This is a genomic window from Photobacterium iliopiscarium (genome assembly GCF_003026395.1).
Taxonomy (GTDB): domain Bacteria; phylum Pseudomonadota; class Gammaproteobacteria; order Enterobacterales; family Vibrionaceae; genus Photobacterium; species Photobacterium iliopiscarium.
The window spans coordinates 1-15,810 of the sequence record NZ_PYOO01000019.1 but is presented as its reverse complement, the minus strand read 5'-3'; the positions used below and the strand labels follow the sequence as shown (position 1 = coordinate 15,810).

At 40.6% G+C, this 15,810-nt stretch carries 14 protein-coding genes and 2 tRNA genes; 6 read left to right on the top strand and 10 right to left on the bottom strand.

Annotated elements, in window-relative coordinates; all coding sequences use genetic code 11:
- Positions 1–4 precede the first annotated feature (4 nt).
- Entirely contained in the window at positions 5–646 is a 642-nt protein-coding gene (gene purN / locus C9J51_RS17850) for a phosphoribosylglycinamide formyltransferase (RefSeq protein ID WP_045038176.1), read from the top strand.
- An 80-nt stretch (positions 647–726) separates the two neighbouring features.
- Here the strand turns inward: purN and C9J51_RS17845 are convergent, their stop codons facing one another.
- From C9J51_RS17845 to dauA, 3 genes are all read right to left on the bottom strand, one after another.
- Entirely contained in the window at positions 727–1,524 is a 798-nt protein-coding gene (locus tag C9J51_RS17845) for a class II glutamine amidotransferase (protein WP_045040752.1), read from the bottom strand.
- Between the two features lie 88 nt (positions 1,525–1,612).
- On the bottom strand, positions 1,613–2,191 hold the full coding sequence (gene lpcA, locus C9J51_RS17840; protein ID WP_045038178.1) for a D-sedoheptulose 7-phosphate isomerase: 579 nt from the start codon (positions 2,189–2,191) through the stop codon (positions 1,613–1,615).
- A gap of 101 nt (positions 2,192–2,292) precedes the next feature.
- A complete protein-coding gene (gene dauA, locus C9J51_RS17835; protein WP_045040751.1) occupies positions 2,293–3,984 on the bottom strand; it encodes a C4-dicarboxylic acid transporter DauA in 1,692 nt (563 codons plus the stop codon).
- Positions 3,985–4,474: 490 nt separating this feature from the next.
- Here dauA and fadE point away from each other — a divergent pair, with 490 nt between their 5' ends.
- On the top strand, positions 4,475–6,928 hold the full coding sequence (gene fadE, locus C9J51_RS17830; protein ID WP_045040750.1) for an acyl-CoA dehydrogenase FadE: 2,454 nt from the start codon (positions 4,475–4,477) through the stop codon (positions 6,926–6,928).
- 52 nt (positions 6,929–6,980) lie between these two features.
- Here fadE and C9J51_RS17825 read toward each other — a convergent pair whose 3' ends face one another.
- Together C9J51_RS17825 and dnaQ are read right to left on the bottom strand one after the other, a co-directional pair.
- Positions 6,981–8,147 (bottom strand): TIGR03503 family protein, encoded by a 1,167-nt coding sequence (locus C9J51_RS17825; RefSeq protein ID WP_082301559.1) that lies wholly within the window; start codon positions 8,145–8,147, stop codon positions 6,981–6,983.
- Positions 8,148–8,205: 58 nt separating this feature from the next.
- On the bottom strand, positions 8,206–8,925 hold the full coding sequence (dnaQ, locus tag C9J51_RS17820) for a DNA polymerase III subunit epsilon (protein WP_045038182.1): 720 nt from the start codon (positions 8,923–8,925) through the stop codon (positions 8,206–8,208).
- Positions 8,926–8,976: 51 nt separating this feature from the next.
- Between dnaQ and rnhA the strand changes: the two genes are divergently transcribed.
- Positions 8,977–9,441 (top strand): ribonuclease HI, encoded by a 465-nt coding sequence (gene rnhA / locus C9J51_RS17815; RefSeq protein WP_045040748.1) that lies wholly within the window; start codon positions 8,977–8,979, stop codon positions 9,439–9,441.
- An 8-nt stretch (positions 9,442–9,449) separates the two neighbouring features.
- Here the strand turns inward: rnhA and C9J51_RS17810 are convergent, their stop codons facing one another.
- The gene (locus C9J51_RS17810) at positions 9,450–10,208 is read right to left on the bottom strand and encodes a methyltransferase domain-containing protein (RefSeq protein ID WP_045040747.1); all 759 of its coding nucleotides are present in this window, start codon (positions 10,206–10,208) and stop codon (positions 9,450–9,452) included.
- 41 nt (positions 10,209–10,249) lie between these two features.
- Here C9J51_RS17810 and gloB point away from each other — a divergent pair, with 41 nt between their 5' ends.
- The 3 genes from gloB to C9J51_RS17795 all read left to right on the top strand — a co-directional run bounded on the left by gloB (position 10,250) and on the right by C9J51_RS17795 (position 13,322).
- A complete protein-coding gene (gene gloB / locus C9J51_RS17805; RefSeq protein WP_045038185.1) occupies positions 10,250–11,008 on the top strand; it encodes a hydroxyacylglutathione hydrolase in 759 nt (252 codons plus the stop codon).
- A gap of 71 nt (positions 11,009–11,079) precedes the next feature.
- Positions 11,080–12,636, top strand: coding sequence for a LysM peptidoglycan-binding domain-containing protein (locus C9J51_RS17800; RefSeq protein WP_045038191.1), 1,557 nt, complete (start codon positions 11,080–11,082; stop codon positions 12,634–12,636).
- Complete coding sequence (locus C9J51_RS17795; RefSeq protein ID WP_045040746.1) at positions 12,633–13,322, top strand: Yip1 family protein; 690 nt, start codon at positions 12,633–12,635, stop codon at positions 13,320–13,322. Before C9J51_RS17800 ends, C9J51_RS17795 begins: the two co-directional genes overlap by 4 nt.
- Here C9J51_RS17795 and C9J51_RS17790 read toward each other — a convergent pair.
- The 4 genes from C9J51_RS17790 to C9J51_RS17775 all read right to left on the bottom strand — a co-directional run bounded on the left by C9J51_RS17790 (position 13,319) and on the right by C9J51_RS17775 (position 15,762).
- Positions 13,319–14,185, bottom strand: coding sequence for an endonuclease/exonuclease/phosphatase family protein (locus C9J51_RS17790; protein ID WP_045038187.1), 867 nt, complete (start codon positions 14,183–14,185; stop codon positions 13,319–13,321). The genes C9J51_RS17795 and C9J51_RS17790 overlap by 4 nt on opposite strands.
- Before the next feature lie 96 nt (positions 14,186–14,281).
- Complete coding sequence (locus C9J51_RS17785) at positions 14,282–14,617, bottom strand: DUF1904 domain-containing protein (protein ID WP_045038188.1); 336 nt, start codon at positions 14,615–14,617, stop codon at positions 14,282–14,284.
- 954 nt (positions 14,618–15,571) lie between these two features.
- Positions 15,572–15,648: transfer RNA gene (locus C9J51_RS17780), tRNA-Trp, on the bottom strand.
- A 37-nt stretch (positions 15,649–15,685) separates the two neighbouring features.
- A tRNA-Asp gene (locus C9J51_RS17775) sits at positions 15,686–15,762 on the bottom strand.
- Between the last annotated feature and the right edge of the window lie 48 nt (positions 15,763–15,810).

Below are 15,810 nucleotides of genomic sequence, written 5' to 3'. Positions count from 1 at the left end.
AGTTATGCATAATATTGTTGTCTTAATCTCAGGAAATGGCAGTAATTTACAAGCAATTATTGATAGTTGCACCAATGGCATCATCAAAAATAGCCGTATTGCTGCTGTGATCTCAAATAAAGCCGATGCTTATGGCCTTCAGCGAGCCCAACTTGCCAACATAGAAGCCGTGTCTATTGCGGCAACTAATTACGCCAACCGTCAAGATTATGATCAAGTTTTGATTGAAAAAATTGATGCTTATCAACCTGATGTGATTGTGTTAGCAGGGTTTATGCGGATTTTATCTGCCGATTTCGTCAACCATTATCAAGGAAGAATGCTTAATATTCATCCTTCTTTATTACCTAAATATACGGGATTAAACACCCACCAGCGCGCTATTGATGCGGGGGATACCGAACATGGCACCAGTGTCCATTTCGTTACCGAAGAGTTAGATGGTGGCCCCGTTATTTTACAAGCTAAAGTCCCCATTTTTACAACAGACAGTGTCGACGATGTTATTGAGCGTGTGCAACGACAAGAACATAATATCTACCCATTAGTTATTCAATGGCTGCTAACTCAGCGATTATCAATGCAAAATGGGTATGCGGTGTTAGATGGTAATCAACTACCGCCACAAGGTTACGCCGCACAATAATCATTATTTGATGCTCACAAAAAAGGCGATCTTATTAAGATCGCCTTTTTATTGTGACTGATAACTACGATTAATTCTGCTTAACAATCATTACCGTCAGCGGCAATAGCGTGGTAAACCGTCTCACCAAAATGGAATACACGGAATTCACCGCGTACCATCTTCTGCCAGCTTTCATCGTTTGTTAAAGGCTGAGTTGCTATCACAGTAACAACATCATTAGCGGTTGTTTCACGTTGGAAATCAATCGTTACATCTTCATCAATTAATGATGCTTTACCAAACGGTGCGCGACGAGTGATCCAATGTAAGTTATTAGTACAATAACTCAGAACATAGTCACCATTACTCAGTAGCATGTTGTACACACCCAATTGGCGTAATGTGTCACAACACTCTGCAAAATGACTAAACACGGGCGTCATATCAGCAGGTAATACTGGAAAACGAATTTCTAATTGGTTCATTAGCCAGCAGAATGCAATTTCACTGTCAGTATCCCCCACCGCTTGATTGCGGCCTGTCACTAATTGTTCATAACCTGTCAATTGACCATTATGAGCAAAGGTCCAATAATTACCCCAAACTTCACGTGTAAAAGGATGGGTATTTTCTAAACTGACCCCACCACGATTAGCTTGACGAATATGACTCACAACAGCACGACTTTTTATTGGGTATTGTTGCACCAATTCAGCAATACGTGATTTACAACTTGGATTGGGATCTTTAAAGGTACGAAAACCTTTACCTTCATAAAAGGTAATTCCCCATCCATCACGGTGCGGTCCTGTATTACCACCTCGTTGCATTAAACCGGTAAAGCTAAAACAAATATCTGTTGGCACATTGGCACTCATGCCTAATAATTCACACATTTTTATTTCTGCTCTTTTCGCTGAATCATGCTTATTTAAAGATCAATAATCGCTGTTATTATTTGATTTATTCATAACCAATCGACGATTATTTTTCCATTTCTTTTTCAACTAACATAATTAAAATATGAATAATTTTAATATGAATTTCTTGAATGCGATCGGCATAACCAAAATGCGGAACTCGAATTTCAACATCCGCTAATCCTGCCATTTTACCGCCATCTTTACCTGTTAAGGCGATGGTTTTCATTCCCTTAGCTTGCGCAGCTTCAATTGCTTTAAGAATATTAGCCGAGTTGCCTGAGGTTGATAATCCAAACAATACATCGCCTTTAGCGCCGACAGCTTCTAAATAGCGAGAAAATACATATTCATAACCAAAATCATTACTAACACAAGATAAATGGCTCGGATCTGAAATTGCAATTCCGGGAAAACCAGGACGATCATCTCGATAGCGACCGGTTAATTCTTCGGCAAAATGCATCGCATCACAATGAGAACCACCATTACCGCACGATAAAACTTTACCACCGTGTTTGAATGAATCAGCTAACAATTTTGCTGCTGCTTCAATATCAGCCAAGTTTTTATCGTCATTTAAAAAACGGTTAAGGACGTCAGCGGCATCAGTCAATTCGCTGCGGATCAGATCTTTATACATAAGCTGCTCTCTCAATGTTTTCCATTAAATACAAATCAAGCGAGCAATATGCTCGCTTGATGCTGTAATACATCGTTAATCGCAGTTTACATACAAATAACTTACAGTGTCGACTCTTGATGTGATGCTTTGTCTGAATTAACCACTAAAATTTGCTGTAATTGCGTAATTGAATGTACTAAATGAAGATTTGTTAATTCAAATACACCAGCATGTTCTAATTTACGTTCAACATGCGGTAATACTCCTAGCAAATAAACCGGTAAAGTAGATAACCGATCCAATGCAGATTCAAGAGCATGAATAGCCGTGATATCAATGGTTGATACATCACTAAAATCAAGCACAACAGCACGTGTTTCCATTGCCGCATGTTCAATTACAGAAAATGCTTTCTCACTCGCAGCAAAGAATAACGGACCATTAATGTCATACACCACTACATCACTACCAAAATTAAGGTGCGGATGTTTATCATCAGTAATAGTAACAGTCGTTAACGTTGCAATACGTTGAATAAACAATACGCCAGCTAATAATAAGCCAACAATTACCGCAACAACCATATCAAATGCAACAGTCAAAATAAAACATGTCATTAAAACAGCAACATCACGACGAGGTGCCACTTTTAATGTGTGCACAAAGTGTGGTGCCTCTGACATGTTCCATGCCACCATAATAAGTAAACCCGCTAAAGCACTCATTGGAACATAAGACAGTAAAGGCGCTAAGGCTATCATTGCTGCTAATACAAAAATAGCATGAATAATACCAGAGATCGGAGAGAAAGCGCCTGAACGGATATTAGTCGCTGTACGAGCAATAGCCGCCGTTGCAGGAATACCACCGAAGAATGGCACAACCATATTCGCAATACCCTGACCAACCAATTCCGCATTAGGATTATGTTTAGTACTGGTCATACCATCAGCAACAACAGCACACAATAAAGACTCAATACAACCTAAAATTGCGATGGTTAACGCTGAAGGCATTAACTCAATCATTGTTGCCCAGTTAAAAGTACTTGATTTCCATAATGGTATAAATTGTGGTGCTTCTTGAGGAATACCGTGACCAACAATATTACCAATGGTATAGCTAAATTTCTCACCAAGTAGCGTTACATGTTCAATACTAAAATGATTTAAAGCAAGTGCTAAAACTGTACCCACAAATAAAGAAACTAAATGAGGTGGAACGCGAGTTTTCAGTTTAGCCCAAAGGATAAAGGTCATGATCGTAATGATACCGACCAGTGCGTCAGCATAATTAGTGGTTGATATGGCATGTGAATACGCCATCACTTTTTCAGGAAAATGAATCGGGCTCCCTAAAACATGCAGGCCCAAAAGATCTTTTAACTGTAAAAATGCAATAACAAAGCCAATCCCTGCGGTAAAACCTGTTGTTACCGGATAAGGAACATACGTCACTAGTTGCCCAAGTCGAAATATGCCCATCAGCAATAAGATAACCCCAGACATCATGGTCGCAAGCATTAAGCCTGATAAGCCATATTTCTGTGTTATTGGTAATAGGATTACAACGAAAGCTGCCGTTGGTCCGGTAATGTTAAACCGTGAACCACCCAATAACGCTGCTAAAAAACCCGCAACGATAACAGTATACAAACCATGTTGGGGAGGAACACCAACAGCGATTGATAATGCCATACCTAATGGAATAGCCACAATACCAACTGTAACACCTGATACTAAATCGGCACGCAACTTGGAAAAGGAATATCCCTGTTTCCACGATTGAGAGAGAGCTTGAAAAATCAACACAACAAAACCCCTGTGCTTATTGCACATAAAAAAATAGGCATTGATGTCAACCCGAAAGAGGGTCCGGCGGGCAACTGTCAGTCGGAAATCGGGAAAGGCAACAAACGGAAATACTAGCCACTTATTGATTGTACAAAAAACACACAACCAAAATAACGTGAACGGTATCACAATAGTGCTATATGTTAACGCTTCACTAATAATTCGCAAGTGAAAATAAATTCACTAATGATCTCGATCAATGCAAGTAAAACCGCTGTTTTGGTGTTTTTTACTCTCTTATCCGCCATTGATTCATCAATTAAATATTTTACATTTATTTAAAAAATAACTTACAATCAATTATAAGTGGTTAGACCTCTTACCTTGAATTTAAGGGCCATCATGCTTAAAAAAAACACCGCGTAATGATGTGTTAAAAATAGGGTCAAAGAACGAACCTTCTTTATATACAATACACTGTACTGCTATATGATTACGGAGAATCGCTATGCTGACATTTATATACCTAATTAGCTTTATCTGTGTGCTTGGTGTCCTCGCCTATCACCGAATATCTCGTCCTCTTTTTACGACTATAATTGCCGCATTATTAGTGTTAGGTACTCTAATAAATGTTACAGGAATTATTAGTTGGTTAACGTTTGCTGCGATTGCCTTACCACTAAATATCACCCTATTACGTAAAAAACTTATAACTCAGTCAGCACTTAAGCACTTTAAAAATATTATGCCTCAAATGTCACAGACTGAAAAAGAAGCAATTGACGCAGGTACGGTATGGTGGGAAGCCGATCTTTTTAGTGGTAACCCCGATTGGAACAAACTTCATGCCATTCAGGCTCCGACCCTAACGCCAGCAGAACACGCTTTTTTAGAGGGTCCAGTCAATGATATTTGCCGTATGGTCAATGATTTCCATATCACTCATGATCTCGCTGATCTGCCGCCTGAAGTATGGCTGCAACTTAAACAGCATAAATTTTTTGCCATGATCATTAAAAAGCAATATGGCGGATTAGCGTTTTCAGCTTATGCACAATCTCTGGTATTACAAAAATTAACCGGAGTGTCAGCGGTCTTATCTTCAACAGTTGGTGTACCAAACTCTTTAGGTCCAGGAGAGTTATTACAACACTACGGCACTGAAGCACAAAAAGATTATTACTTACCACGTCTAGCTGCGGGTGATGAAATCCCTTGTTTTGCTCTAACTAGCCCAGAAGCAGGTTCGGACGCAGGGTCTATTCCTGATTTTGGTATCGTCAAAAAAGGCATCTGGCAAGGTGAAGAAATACTGGGAATGGAGCTGACATGGAATAAGCGTTACATCACCTTAGCCCCTGTCGCAACCGTGTTAGGCTTAGCATTTAAATTATTTGATCCCGATTTTTTACTTGGTCAAAAAAAGGATATTGGTATCACCTGCGCCTTAATCCCAACCGATCTTGATGGGGTTAAGATTGGCCGTCGTCACTTTCCACTTAATATTCCCTTCCAAAATGGTCCAACCCAAGGTGATAAAATATTCGTTCCAATTGACTTCATCATTGGAGGTCAAACTATGGCAGGCCAAGGATGGAAAATGTTAGTTGAATGCTTATCTGTTGGACGAGGCATCACCTTACCGTCAAACACCACCGGCGGTTTAAAAACAGCCGCAATGGCAACCGGTGCTTATGCGCGTATTCGTCGTCAATTTAAATTACCAATAGGTAAAATGGAAGGCATTGAAGAACCTTTAGCCCGTATTGTCGGTAATGCTTATGTACTTGATGCCGCAACAACATTAACCGTCACGGGTATAGATTTAGGTGAAAAGCCCTCGGTTATTTCAGCCATCGTTAAATACCACTGCACCCATCGTAGTCAACGAAGCATTATTGATGCAATGGATATCGTCGGAGGAAAAGGGATTTGTATGGGGCCGAGTAACTTCCTTGCTCGAAATTATCAAGGTGCCCCTATTGCTGTTACCGTTGAAGGCGCGAATATATTAACCCGTTCAATGATCATTTTTGGTCAAGGGGCGATTCGTTGTCATCCTTATGTGTTAGATGAGATCAATGCTGCTTATATTGACGATCAACAGCAAGCACTTAACCAATTTGATAACGCGGTATTTAATCATATTGGGTTTGTCTTGAGTAATATAGCCCGTAGTTTTTGGTTAGGCTTAACCGATGGTCGAGGCTCATCAGCTCCCTATAACGATGCAACCTATCGCTATTATCAACAAATGAATCGCTATAGCGCAAACCTCGCATTATTAGCCGATATCTCAATGGCAACATTGGGTGGCTCACTTAAACGTAAAGAGCGTTTATCGGCCCGTTTAGGTGACGTATTGAGTCAATTATACTTAGCCTCAGCCACACTAAAACGCTATACCGATGAAGGTCGACAAGCGGAAGACATCGCGTTAGTACATTGGGGATTACAAGATGCACTTTATCAAGCAGAAGTCGCCATTGATCATTTCTTAGCTAACTTTCCCAATAAAGTCATTGCGCAAGGATTACGGTTTATTATGTTACCAACAGGGTTACGTCGCCGCCAACCGAGTGATGAATTAGATCATCAGCTAGCACGCGTAATTCAAACCCCATCAGCCACACGAGATCGTATTGGTCGTGGTCAATTTTTAGAAGCAACAACAAATAATGCGGTTGGAATGATGGAGGTTGCTCTAGTTGATATTCTTGCCGCCGAGCCAATTTATGACCGTGTCTGTCAAGCCGCGAAGACACCGTTACCGTTCATGCAATTAGGCAAGGTTGCAGCAATAGGATTAGAACTCGGCGTGATCACCATCGAGGAAGCGCAATTACTTCACCGAGCAGAAGCTGGACGGTTAGACACCATCAATGTTGATGACTTTGATCCAACACAATTAGCGATTAACCCGCTTCAAACCACAGCCTCAATTGATAGTGCCGCTTAAATAAGCGCATCATTGTGATGTTCAAAGGCAAAAGTCTCTGAGCATCACTTGCTTATTTAGGCACAATTAAATCACTTTGAACGACTCGTTTACGTCGCCATATCAATAACACCACCAGCACACTTATAACGATGACGATATTAGTAACGACAACCCAAAATAACCGTTGTTGTTGTTGCTCATGAAGAACAATTAACTGCCTTTTTGCCTGTTGCTGCGCTAAAGACGCACTAAAATCAACAGCGACGGCAGCAACTTGGGTATAGTTTTGTTGGGATAAACGAAATACCAACTCTCGCTGAGTCAATGAATCAGTCACATACGCCCAACCTCGCCACCATGCTTTACCTATTTGGGCATCATTAGGCCATGAGATTGCTAAGTGTGATTGTTGAAGGCGGGAGCTTTGTTGAATAATTGTCGGCTTTTGCTGGGGTTGTTTAACCACCAAATAAGCAGCCAATGACCCTGCAAGCGTCTGATCGGCTTTAGCCTCAATATTAACGCTATGTGGCGTTAATGGTTGATGACTTTGTACAAATGAGGTCGTGATAGGTGCAGGATAAACAAGCACCGTTTGCTCAACTACACGTTTAAACACCCCATTGGTTGATGCAATTTCAACGCGATACTTACCAGGCTCGACATCCACATTCAGTGCCACCGTAAAGATACCATCACCCGCGACTTCATCATACTCTTGCCCATCATCCGCAAATTGTCCCACCTCAATCGGTGCAGAGTCATTCGCTTGATTCGGTAATACTGATGTCAGCGGATAAAATATTACCTTTAATCGCACCCGATCTAAATAATCACGTAACAATAATGGTTGTTGATTTTGCGTTAGCTTCGCACTAAATTTTAAAACTTCTGTTTGGTACAATTGCGCAGGTAAAGCATCAGCCTGTAATTGAACATTAGAGATGAACCTAATGCCATTATTCACTGACACTTTACCCAATGCTTGCCACGGCCCAGCCATAGGATGGTTAATCGAAATAATATCCATCCCTTTATCGCTATACCATGACATTGCTTTAGAATGGCGATTGGCATAATACTTGCATCCATCAGGGGCGACTAACACCACCGACTGACTCGATTGTTCTCGAGTAACAACAAACGTTATTTGCTCTATTTCAGGATCAACGCGAAAGCGATTATCAAGCCACGTTAATCTCGCTTCTGTTTGTGCCCAAGCGTTTGAAATTGACATCCAACCACAGAGCGAAACACAGAACATAAGTAACCATAACCGCCGCAATATACTGCCTCTAAAGACGCCAGATAACGTCTGCCTTTTTACCAATCAGATCAAGCCTATCTTGATGTGCTGTTAGTTCATCGGCCGTTGCATGAATAACCTTTAATACTTTTCGACTATTCTCTAAACGCCGAATACTCGTCTCTGTAGTTGAATCGTTACCACTGCTTAAACGTAATGATGTTTGACCACCGGTCATCATCAAATAAACGTCAGCTAGAATCTCAGCATCGAGTAATGCGCCGTGCATGGTACGATGTGAGTTATCAATACCATAACGTGAACATAAAATATCGAGGTTATTTCGTTTACCCGGAAACAGCCTTTTCGCCATTTCTAAGGTATCCGTTATTTGACAGATATCTTCTATTTTTGCAATTGATGCGCCCATCTTATGGAATTCATAATCCATAAAACCGGTATCAAACGATGCGTTATGTGCGACCAGCTCAGCGCCATCAATGAAATCCATAAACTCTTGGTGAATATCAGCATACACTGGCTTATCACGTAAGAATTCATCCGTTATACCATGGACAGCAATCGCTTCTGGATCAATCGTTCGATCCGGTTTGATATAAACATGGAACGTATTACCCGTTAATTTTCGGTCGATAATCTCTACCGCACCAATTTCAACAATACCGTGACCTTCATAATGAGGGCCAGTCATGTTCATACCCGTTGTTTCTGTATCAAATACAATAATGCGTTGGTTTGTGGCTTTCATAGTAGTTAATGTGTCAGACTTAAGTTTTTATCTAAGGCAAAACTACCCACAATGATAAAGCAGGTAGAAATTTTCACCGATGGATCGTGTTTAGGTAACCCAGGTCCCGGCGGCTATGGCACGGTATTAAGATATAAACAACACGAAAAAGAGCTTAGTGGCGGTTATTCAATGACCACTAATAACCGCATGGAATTGCTTGCTGCAATAATGGGACTTGCAAGTTTAAAACAACCATGCAGTGTTGATCTTACCACTGACAGTCAATATGTGCGTCAGGGAATTACGCAATGGATCCATAATTGGAAAAAGCGAGGTTGGCAAACTACGGATAAGAAACCCGTAAAAAATGCTGATCTTTGGCAGCAGCTTGATCAAGAAACCCAACGTCATCAGGTTCAATGGCATTGGGTTAAAGGTCATGCTGGTCATCCAGAAAATGAACGTTGTGATGTTTTAGCGCGTACTGGTGCTGAAAATCCAACGCAAGCAGACACGGGTTATCAACCAAACTAGGCTTAAATTTACGATCGTGGCGGCGTTTTGGTACATGTTTTTTCAACCTGCGTACGGCAATTAATACGCAACGGTGCCAATTGTCGCCGTAATTTCCATGTTGGTTTAATCAACTTTAATGGACAAGTACGTTTACGCGCCACAATAAAATATAAACTACCCACCGCAGATAATGGTTCCGATAAAACATGTTCAAGCCATGCTGCACAAGCAAGGTGCCGAGTAGCGGGAACTATCGCAAACGTTTCTTGATACACCACTTCATAATTTAATAACCGTAACCAATCATTAATTCGAAACGGTAAATACATTGTTCCCGTCCACGGTGCTTGATGACGATTCCACGGTAACAATCCTCGTAACCCTAATAGGCTCAAAGGGTTATTACCACTTAGAACCAAATAACCATCATCAACCATCACGCGATCAATTTCACGTAACAACCCATGAGGATCAACAGCATAATCCAATTGATGCATCAACAAACACGCATCAAATGATTTTTCAATGAAGGGTAATTCTAAAGCATCAGCCACAATTGTCCGTTTTGGGCTCAATCTATCAACACTAATTTGATGTTGAATATTACAATGACTACTGGTCAGCTCTGCACTAAGGCCACCAAGCTTTAACATATGATAGCCAAATAATTTAGGGCACCACTCATCGAGTCGCGCTTGTAGTAATTCTGCTACCCATTCACCATTGATCACATTCGACCATGTATAAGGAACTTCAATGTGTGTTACTGTACGCGCTGGCTTCATAAGATACTGCTCAACACCTGATAGAGCTGGAGACAAAATTCATGTTAACTGTTAAAAGCATACCCGCATTTAAAGACAATTACATCTGGCTGATTCAAAACCCAGACAATCATTGTGTCGTTGTTGATCCAGGGGATGCCACGCCGGTTCTAGAGGCCATTGAGAAAGACAATTTAATTCTAGATGCAATCCTCATCACTCACCACCATCATGACCATGTCGGTGGCATCAGTGAGCTAAAACGTCGCTTTCCAGCGACCAAAGTTGTTGGCCCTAATGATGAGCCGATTCCAGGTATTACTCGCCCTGTAGAAGATGGCGATCAAGTTGATATCTTTGGTGAACGCTTTATGGTGCTGAGTGTCCCCGGACACACTTTAGGCCATGTTGCTTATGTCGGTGATGAAAAACTATTTTGTGGTGATACATTATTCTCTGCTGGCTGTGGTCGTATCTTTGAAGGTACACCAGCACAAATGTTTAATTCACTACAAAAAATAGCATCATTACCTGATGAAACGAACATCTATTGTGCTCACGAATACACCGCAGGTAATCTCGCTTTTGCCTTAGTCGCAGAACAAGATAACGCTCACTTACAACGCTACCGTGATCAAGTTAATCGTCTACGCGCAAATGGTCAAAGCACGTTACCTACCACTCTTAGTAATGAAAAACTTATTAACCCATTTTTACGTTGCGATCAGCCAAGTATTAAACGTTCTGTTGCTGATAAAGCGTACGATAGCTCAGATATTGAGACATTTGCAGCACTTAGACGTTGGAAAGACGAGTTTTAACATTTCTTCCCTTGTAACCAAGGTGGTTGGGCAAGTATTATCACCAACCATTTTGGCTACAAACGACTGTCATGAAATTCAAAATTCTTTTAGCAAGTGTACTTGTTATCGCAGGTTGTCAGACTACAAAAGAGACAACGCAGGTCGATACGAACCAAACAAAAACTGTCGTTGAGCAACCAACTAATACTCCTGTTGTAACTGTAGTACCTGTTGTTCCTGTGATCAAAAAACCACAGCCGATTACAGTAAAACTAACGCCTCAACAACAGCAAGATGTATGGGATCGCATCGCGATGCAGATCACCACAAAAATTCCTAATAACAAGCGTGTCCAATATTACCGAAATTGGTATTTAAAGAACCCACGTAATCTTGAAATTATTGCTCAACGTGCTCAACCTTTCTTGTACTACATCACAGAACAAGTTGAAAAACGAGGCATGCCGCTAGAACTGGCTCTTTTACCAATTGTAGAAAGCTCATTTGATCCACATGCATACTCAAGTATGGCTGCCGCTGGTCTATGGCAAATAATTCCTGATACGGGTCGCCGTTTTGGCTTAAAACAAAATAGCTGGTATGACGGTCGCCGTGATGTCGTAAAATCTACCACCGCAGCACTTAATTTACTTGAGTATTTAAATAAGAAATTTGATGGTAACTGGCAACAAGCATTAGCGGCTTATAATACTGGCGAAGGCCGTGTTTTTAGTGCTATCCGTAAAAACAAAGCCGCAGGTAAACCAACCGATTATTGGGCGCTTGATTTACCCAATGAAACCAGTAGTTATGTGCCTAAACTGTATGCGGTTGCTGATATTATCATGCACCCTAAAAAATACGGTTTCCACATCGAACCCATCAGTAATAAGCCAGTTATCGCTGTCGTTAAACCTGGCGTACAAATGGATCTTACCATTGCGGCGGAATTTGCAGGTATTAGCACCCGTGAATTAAAAGATCTAAACCCCGCTTATCGCCGTGGTGTCACAGCCCCTAATGGTCTTAATCATTTATTATTACCAATCAATAAAGTGAAGCGCTTTAGACGTGAATTAGCACAAAACCGTAACGCAAGTATGATAACTCATCATCACCGTGTTAAATCAGGTGAAAGCCTAGGGCTAATTGCAAAACGTTATCACAGCAGCATTAAAGCAATTCAAAAAGTGAATAAGCTTAAAACTACCAATATTCGTATTGGCCAATCACTGACCATTCCAGCATCACCCATCTCATTAGTAAATCGCCAGCATCGGGCCGCAGTCCATGTGGAAGCACAGCATTATGTAGTGCAATCAGGTGATAATTTATGGGATATTGCCCGTAAGCACAAAACCAGTGTGGTGAAACTTAAACAACTTAACAGCCTAAGTAAAAATGCGGTGTTACATCAAGGGCAGCGCTTAAAAGTATCGACAACAGCGACATCAAAGAAAACCGCCGCTAACCACAAAACAATCCATTACAAAGTGCGAAATGGGGATAGTTTAAGTGTTATCGCTCAACGTTATGATGTTTCTGTTGCTGAGATTAAAAAATGGAATAATCTAGCTAACAATAAATATATTAAACAAGGTCAACAGCTAAAATTAGTGATTGATCGTCGTAAGGTACAAGCATGACGCCATCTAAAAACCCAATAGTCGCGGTTATCGATATTTTCCGTTCACCAATAGAATGCTTTGCTGCTATCTATGAACGACCGAAATGGGCAATTTTACCTTATTTAATGATTATTTTAGGTTCATTCATTTTATGGGGCAGTTACTTTAACCACGTTGATATGCCATGGCTACAACAAACAATACAGGCTCAACTAGGTAATATTGGTGGTAATACGCAACAAGCTTGGTTAACCCGAGAAGTCTTACTTGCAGGTGAGGTGTTTAGTGATATCACCGGCCGAACAGCGGTGATTTTTGTACTGGCGTTATGGTTAAAGTTAGCCACTAAAAGTAGCCACCATCAACACAGCTACGGAAAATGGCTTGCCGCCGCTTGTTTTATTATGTTGCCCTCTTTTATCGGTGACATTGCCAGTTATATTAATGTTGTGTTTAACACCAATAGTATTCTGCCTAATGCCGCAGACTTAAATAGTGTTAATGGCCTTCTAAAATTACCATTAAATAATCGTTGGGCAGCATTAGCGACTACCATGCCGTTATTAGCACCATGGTATATCGCTTTAACTTATGCAGCCGTGAGTGCTTGGACTGATCTTGATCGTGCCAAAGCAATCATTGTCGCGGTACTTCCTTGGTTATTAACCTTGATTGTATGGCCACTACTCATTATTTCAGCTTAATACATTACTGATTGCGTTAGTTTAAACGTCGCTAATAATGGATTATGATCAGAAGCATCCGTTTTAGGTGCTTCTGATTTTATCAATTGTAAATCACGATAATAAAGATGATCTAACGGTTTACCTAACACTCGTACTCGTTGATCATTATGATATTGCACTTCTTTTAACCCCAATGAATGCGCAAAAGATCGTACAACTTTAATCCGTGCTTTACGCCAAGTGTTAAAATCACCCGCTAATATAATCGGTCCTTGATGTTGTTCTAAAACCGATTTTAAACTGTCTAATTGCTGCTTATATTCATTTAAACCAATGGCAAAATTAACCCCATGAAGGTTAACCACCGCAAGAGTTTGACCATCAGATAATGTAAATTGTGATAAGAGTGCTGATTTAGGCAAGCGTAACCATGGCTCCATCGCCAGATAAGCACAGGTTTGACGCGAAGATACTCGTGATAAATTCATCACCCCAGCAGGCGTATCAAGAAACCTAAATGCATTAGCCATTCGAACTTGCCAATGATGCGCATCTAAATAGTTTTTAAGATCAGTATTTAAACTCGCCTCTTGCAATAACACCAAATCACTCTGTTGAGAAAACGATTCTAATGCTTGACGCCAATTTGGTCGTTGTTGTTTATAAATATTCCATACAGCAACCGTTAATACACCATTATTATCAAGTGGTGGAGCGATTTCACTTTCAATACAACGATAAGTGAAATGAGGGGCAAAAACTTCATTTGTCACTTCAGGTTGCATCGTTACATCAAATGATGAATTAAACGCCCCTAACCCCAACGCGCCAGCCACGACACCTAAGCCAGCAACCACTTTTGTTTTTGTTCTACGTGCCATAATAACGCCTACACAGACAACTTAGCCCATTACATCAATGGCATAATATCATCATAAAATTAAAAATAACAAAACCAATATCAGAATAACTATGGCTTAATAGTGCTTACCATTATCGTAATACATTGAAGCTGTTAATGCGGTAAAAATAACAGCCACGTCTTGATTAATATCCGCAACCGCTTTTCTCACTGCGACCGTAATCGTTTCAGCAACAAGATCTTGAATCTCCTGACCTCGATCAAACCAAAACACCTCAACAAACGGGTAAGCATCAGAGACTTCACCATCAAAAATAAATGAGGCTGGAATATGCTCTAATGTAAAATCTTCACGAGGACATTTCATTAATGGCTGTAAATCATCAACTAATGATGTTGATAGATGTTTTACGGTATCAAATGCAATCGCACGAAAACGAAGATGTGGCATAAAAACTCCAAAAAATTGACTATTTACTCTATTAGATTACCACTGAACATCATTCGATCTCGAATTTTTATTATTCATCATCATCTTCACGATTTTATATTCTCATTATCATGAATAACATCGCCTAAAGTCACAGTCTTATTTTCTATTAAATAATAAGTAAAAGATCATTATTAGAATAGTCAGTTATATCACTTAATAACGTCACTTTTTAATACGTTAATTATAAACCTTAAGCATTTAAGTAACACTCAACAGGTGTTGATTTTCGATATGGCGAGATCCGCTGCTCTGCCAATTACGGTCACACTTAATCTATTACAATAATACAGACGTAAAAAATCCTCACATTACTGTCGAGGCTTTCTTGAAGATGGCAGGAGTTACGATACTCGAACGCCCAACACGCGCTGATTTTCGGAATGGCGAATCCGCTACTCTGCCAGTAAGAACTATATTCATAAATTACAGATAGCAAAAAGGCTCATATCTTTCGATATAAGCCTTCTTTAATATGGCAGGGGTTACGATACTCGAACTCCCAACACGCGCTGATTTTCGGAATGGCGAATCCGCTGTTCTGCCAGTTAACATTCCACACACTCGATCATAATAATACAAACGTAAAAAAGCCCCGACATTACTGTCGAGGCTTTCTTGAAGATGGCAGGAGTTACGATACTCGAACTCCCAACATGCGCTGATTTTCGGAATGGCGAATCCGCTGCTCTGTCAGTAAGAACTATATTCATAAATTACAGATAGCAAAAAGGCTCATATCTTTCGATATGATCCTTCTTTAATATGGCAGGGGTTACGATACTCGAACTCCCAACACGCGCTGATTTTCGGAATGGCGAATCCGCTGCTCTGTCAGTTAACATTCCACACACTCGATCATAATAATACAAACGTAAAAAAGCCCCGACATTACTGTCGAGGCTTTCTTGAAGATGGCAGGGGTGGAGAGATTCGAACTCCCAACACGCGGATTTGGAATCCGCTGCTCTGCCAGTTGGAGCTACACCCCTGTAGTTATTTTAAAGACTTAACTGTGTCTTAAATAAATGGCGGAGTGGACGGGACTCGAACCCGCGACCCCCGGCGTGACAGGCCGGTATTCTAACCAACTGAACTACCACTCCGCAGTGTCTATTCAGCATAAATGCAACTTGTTGTCTCTACCTTTATAA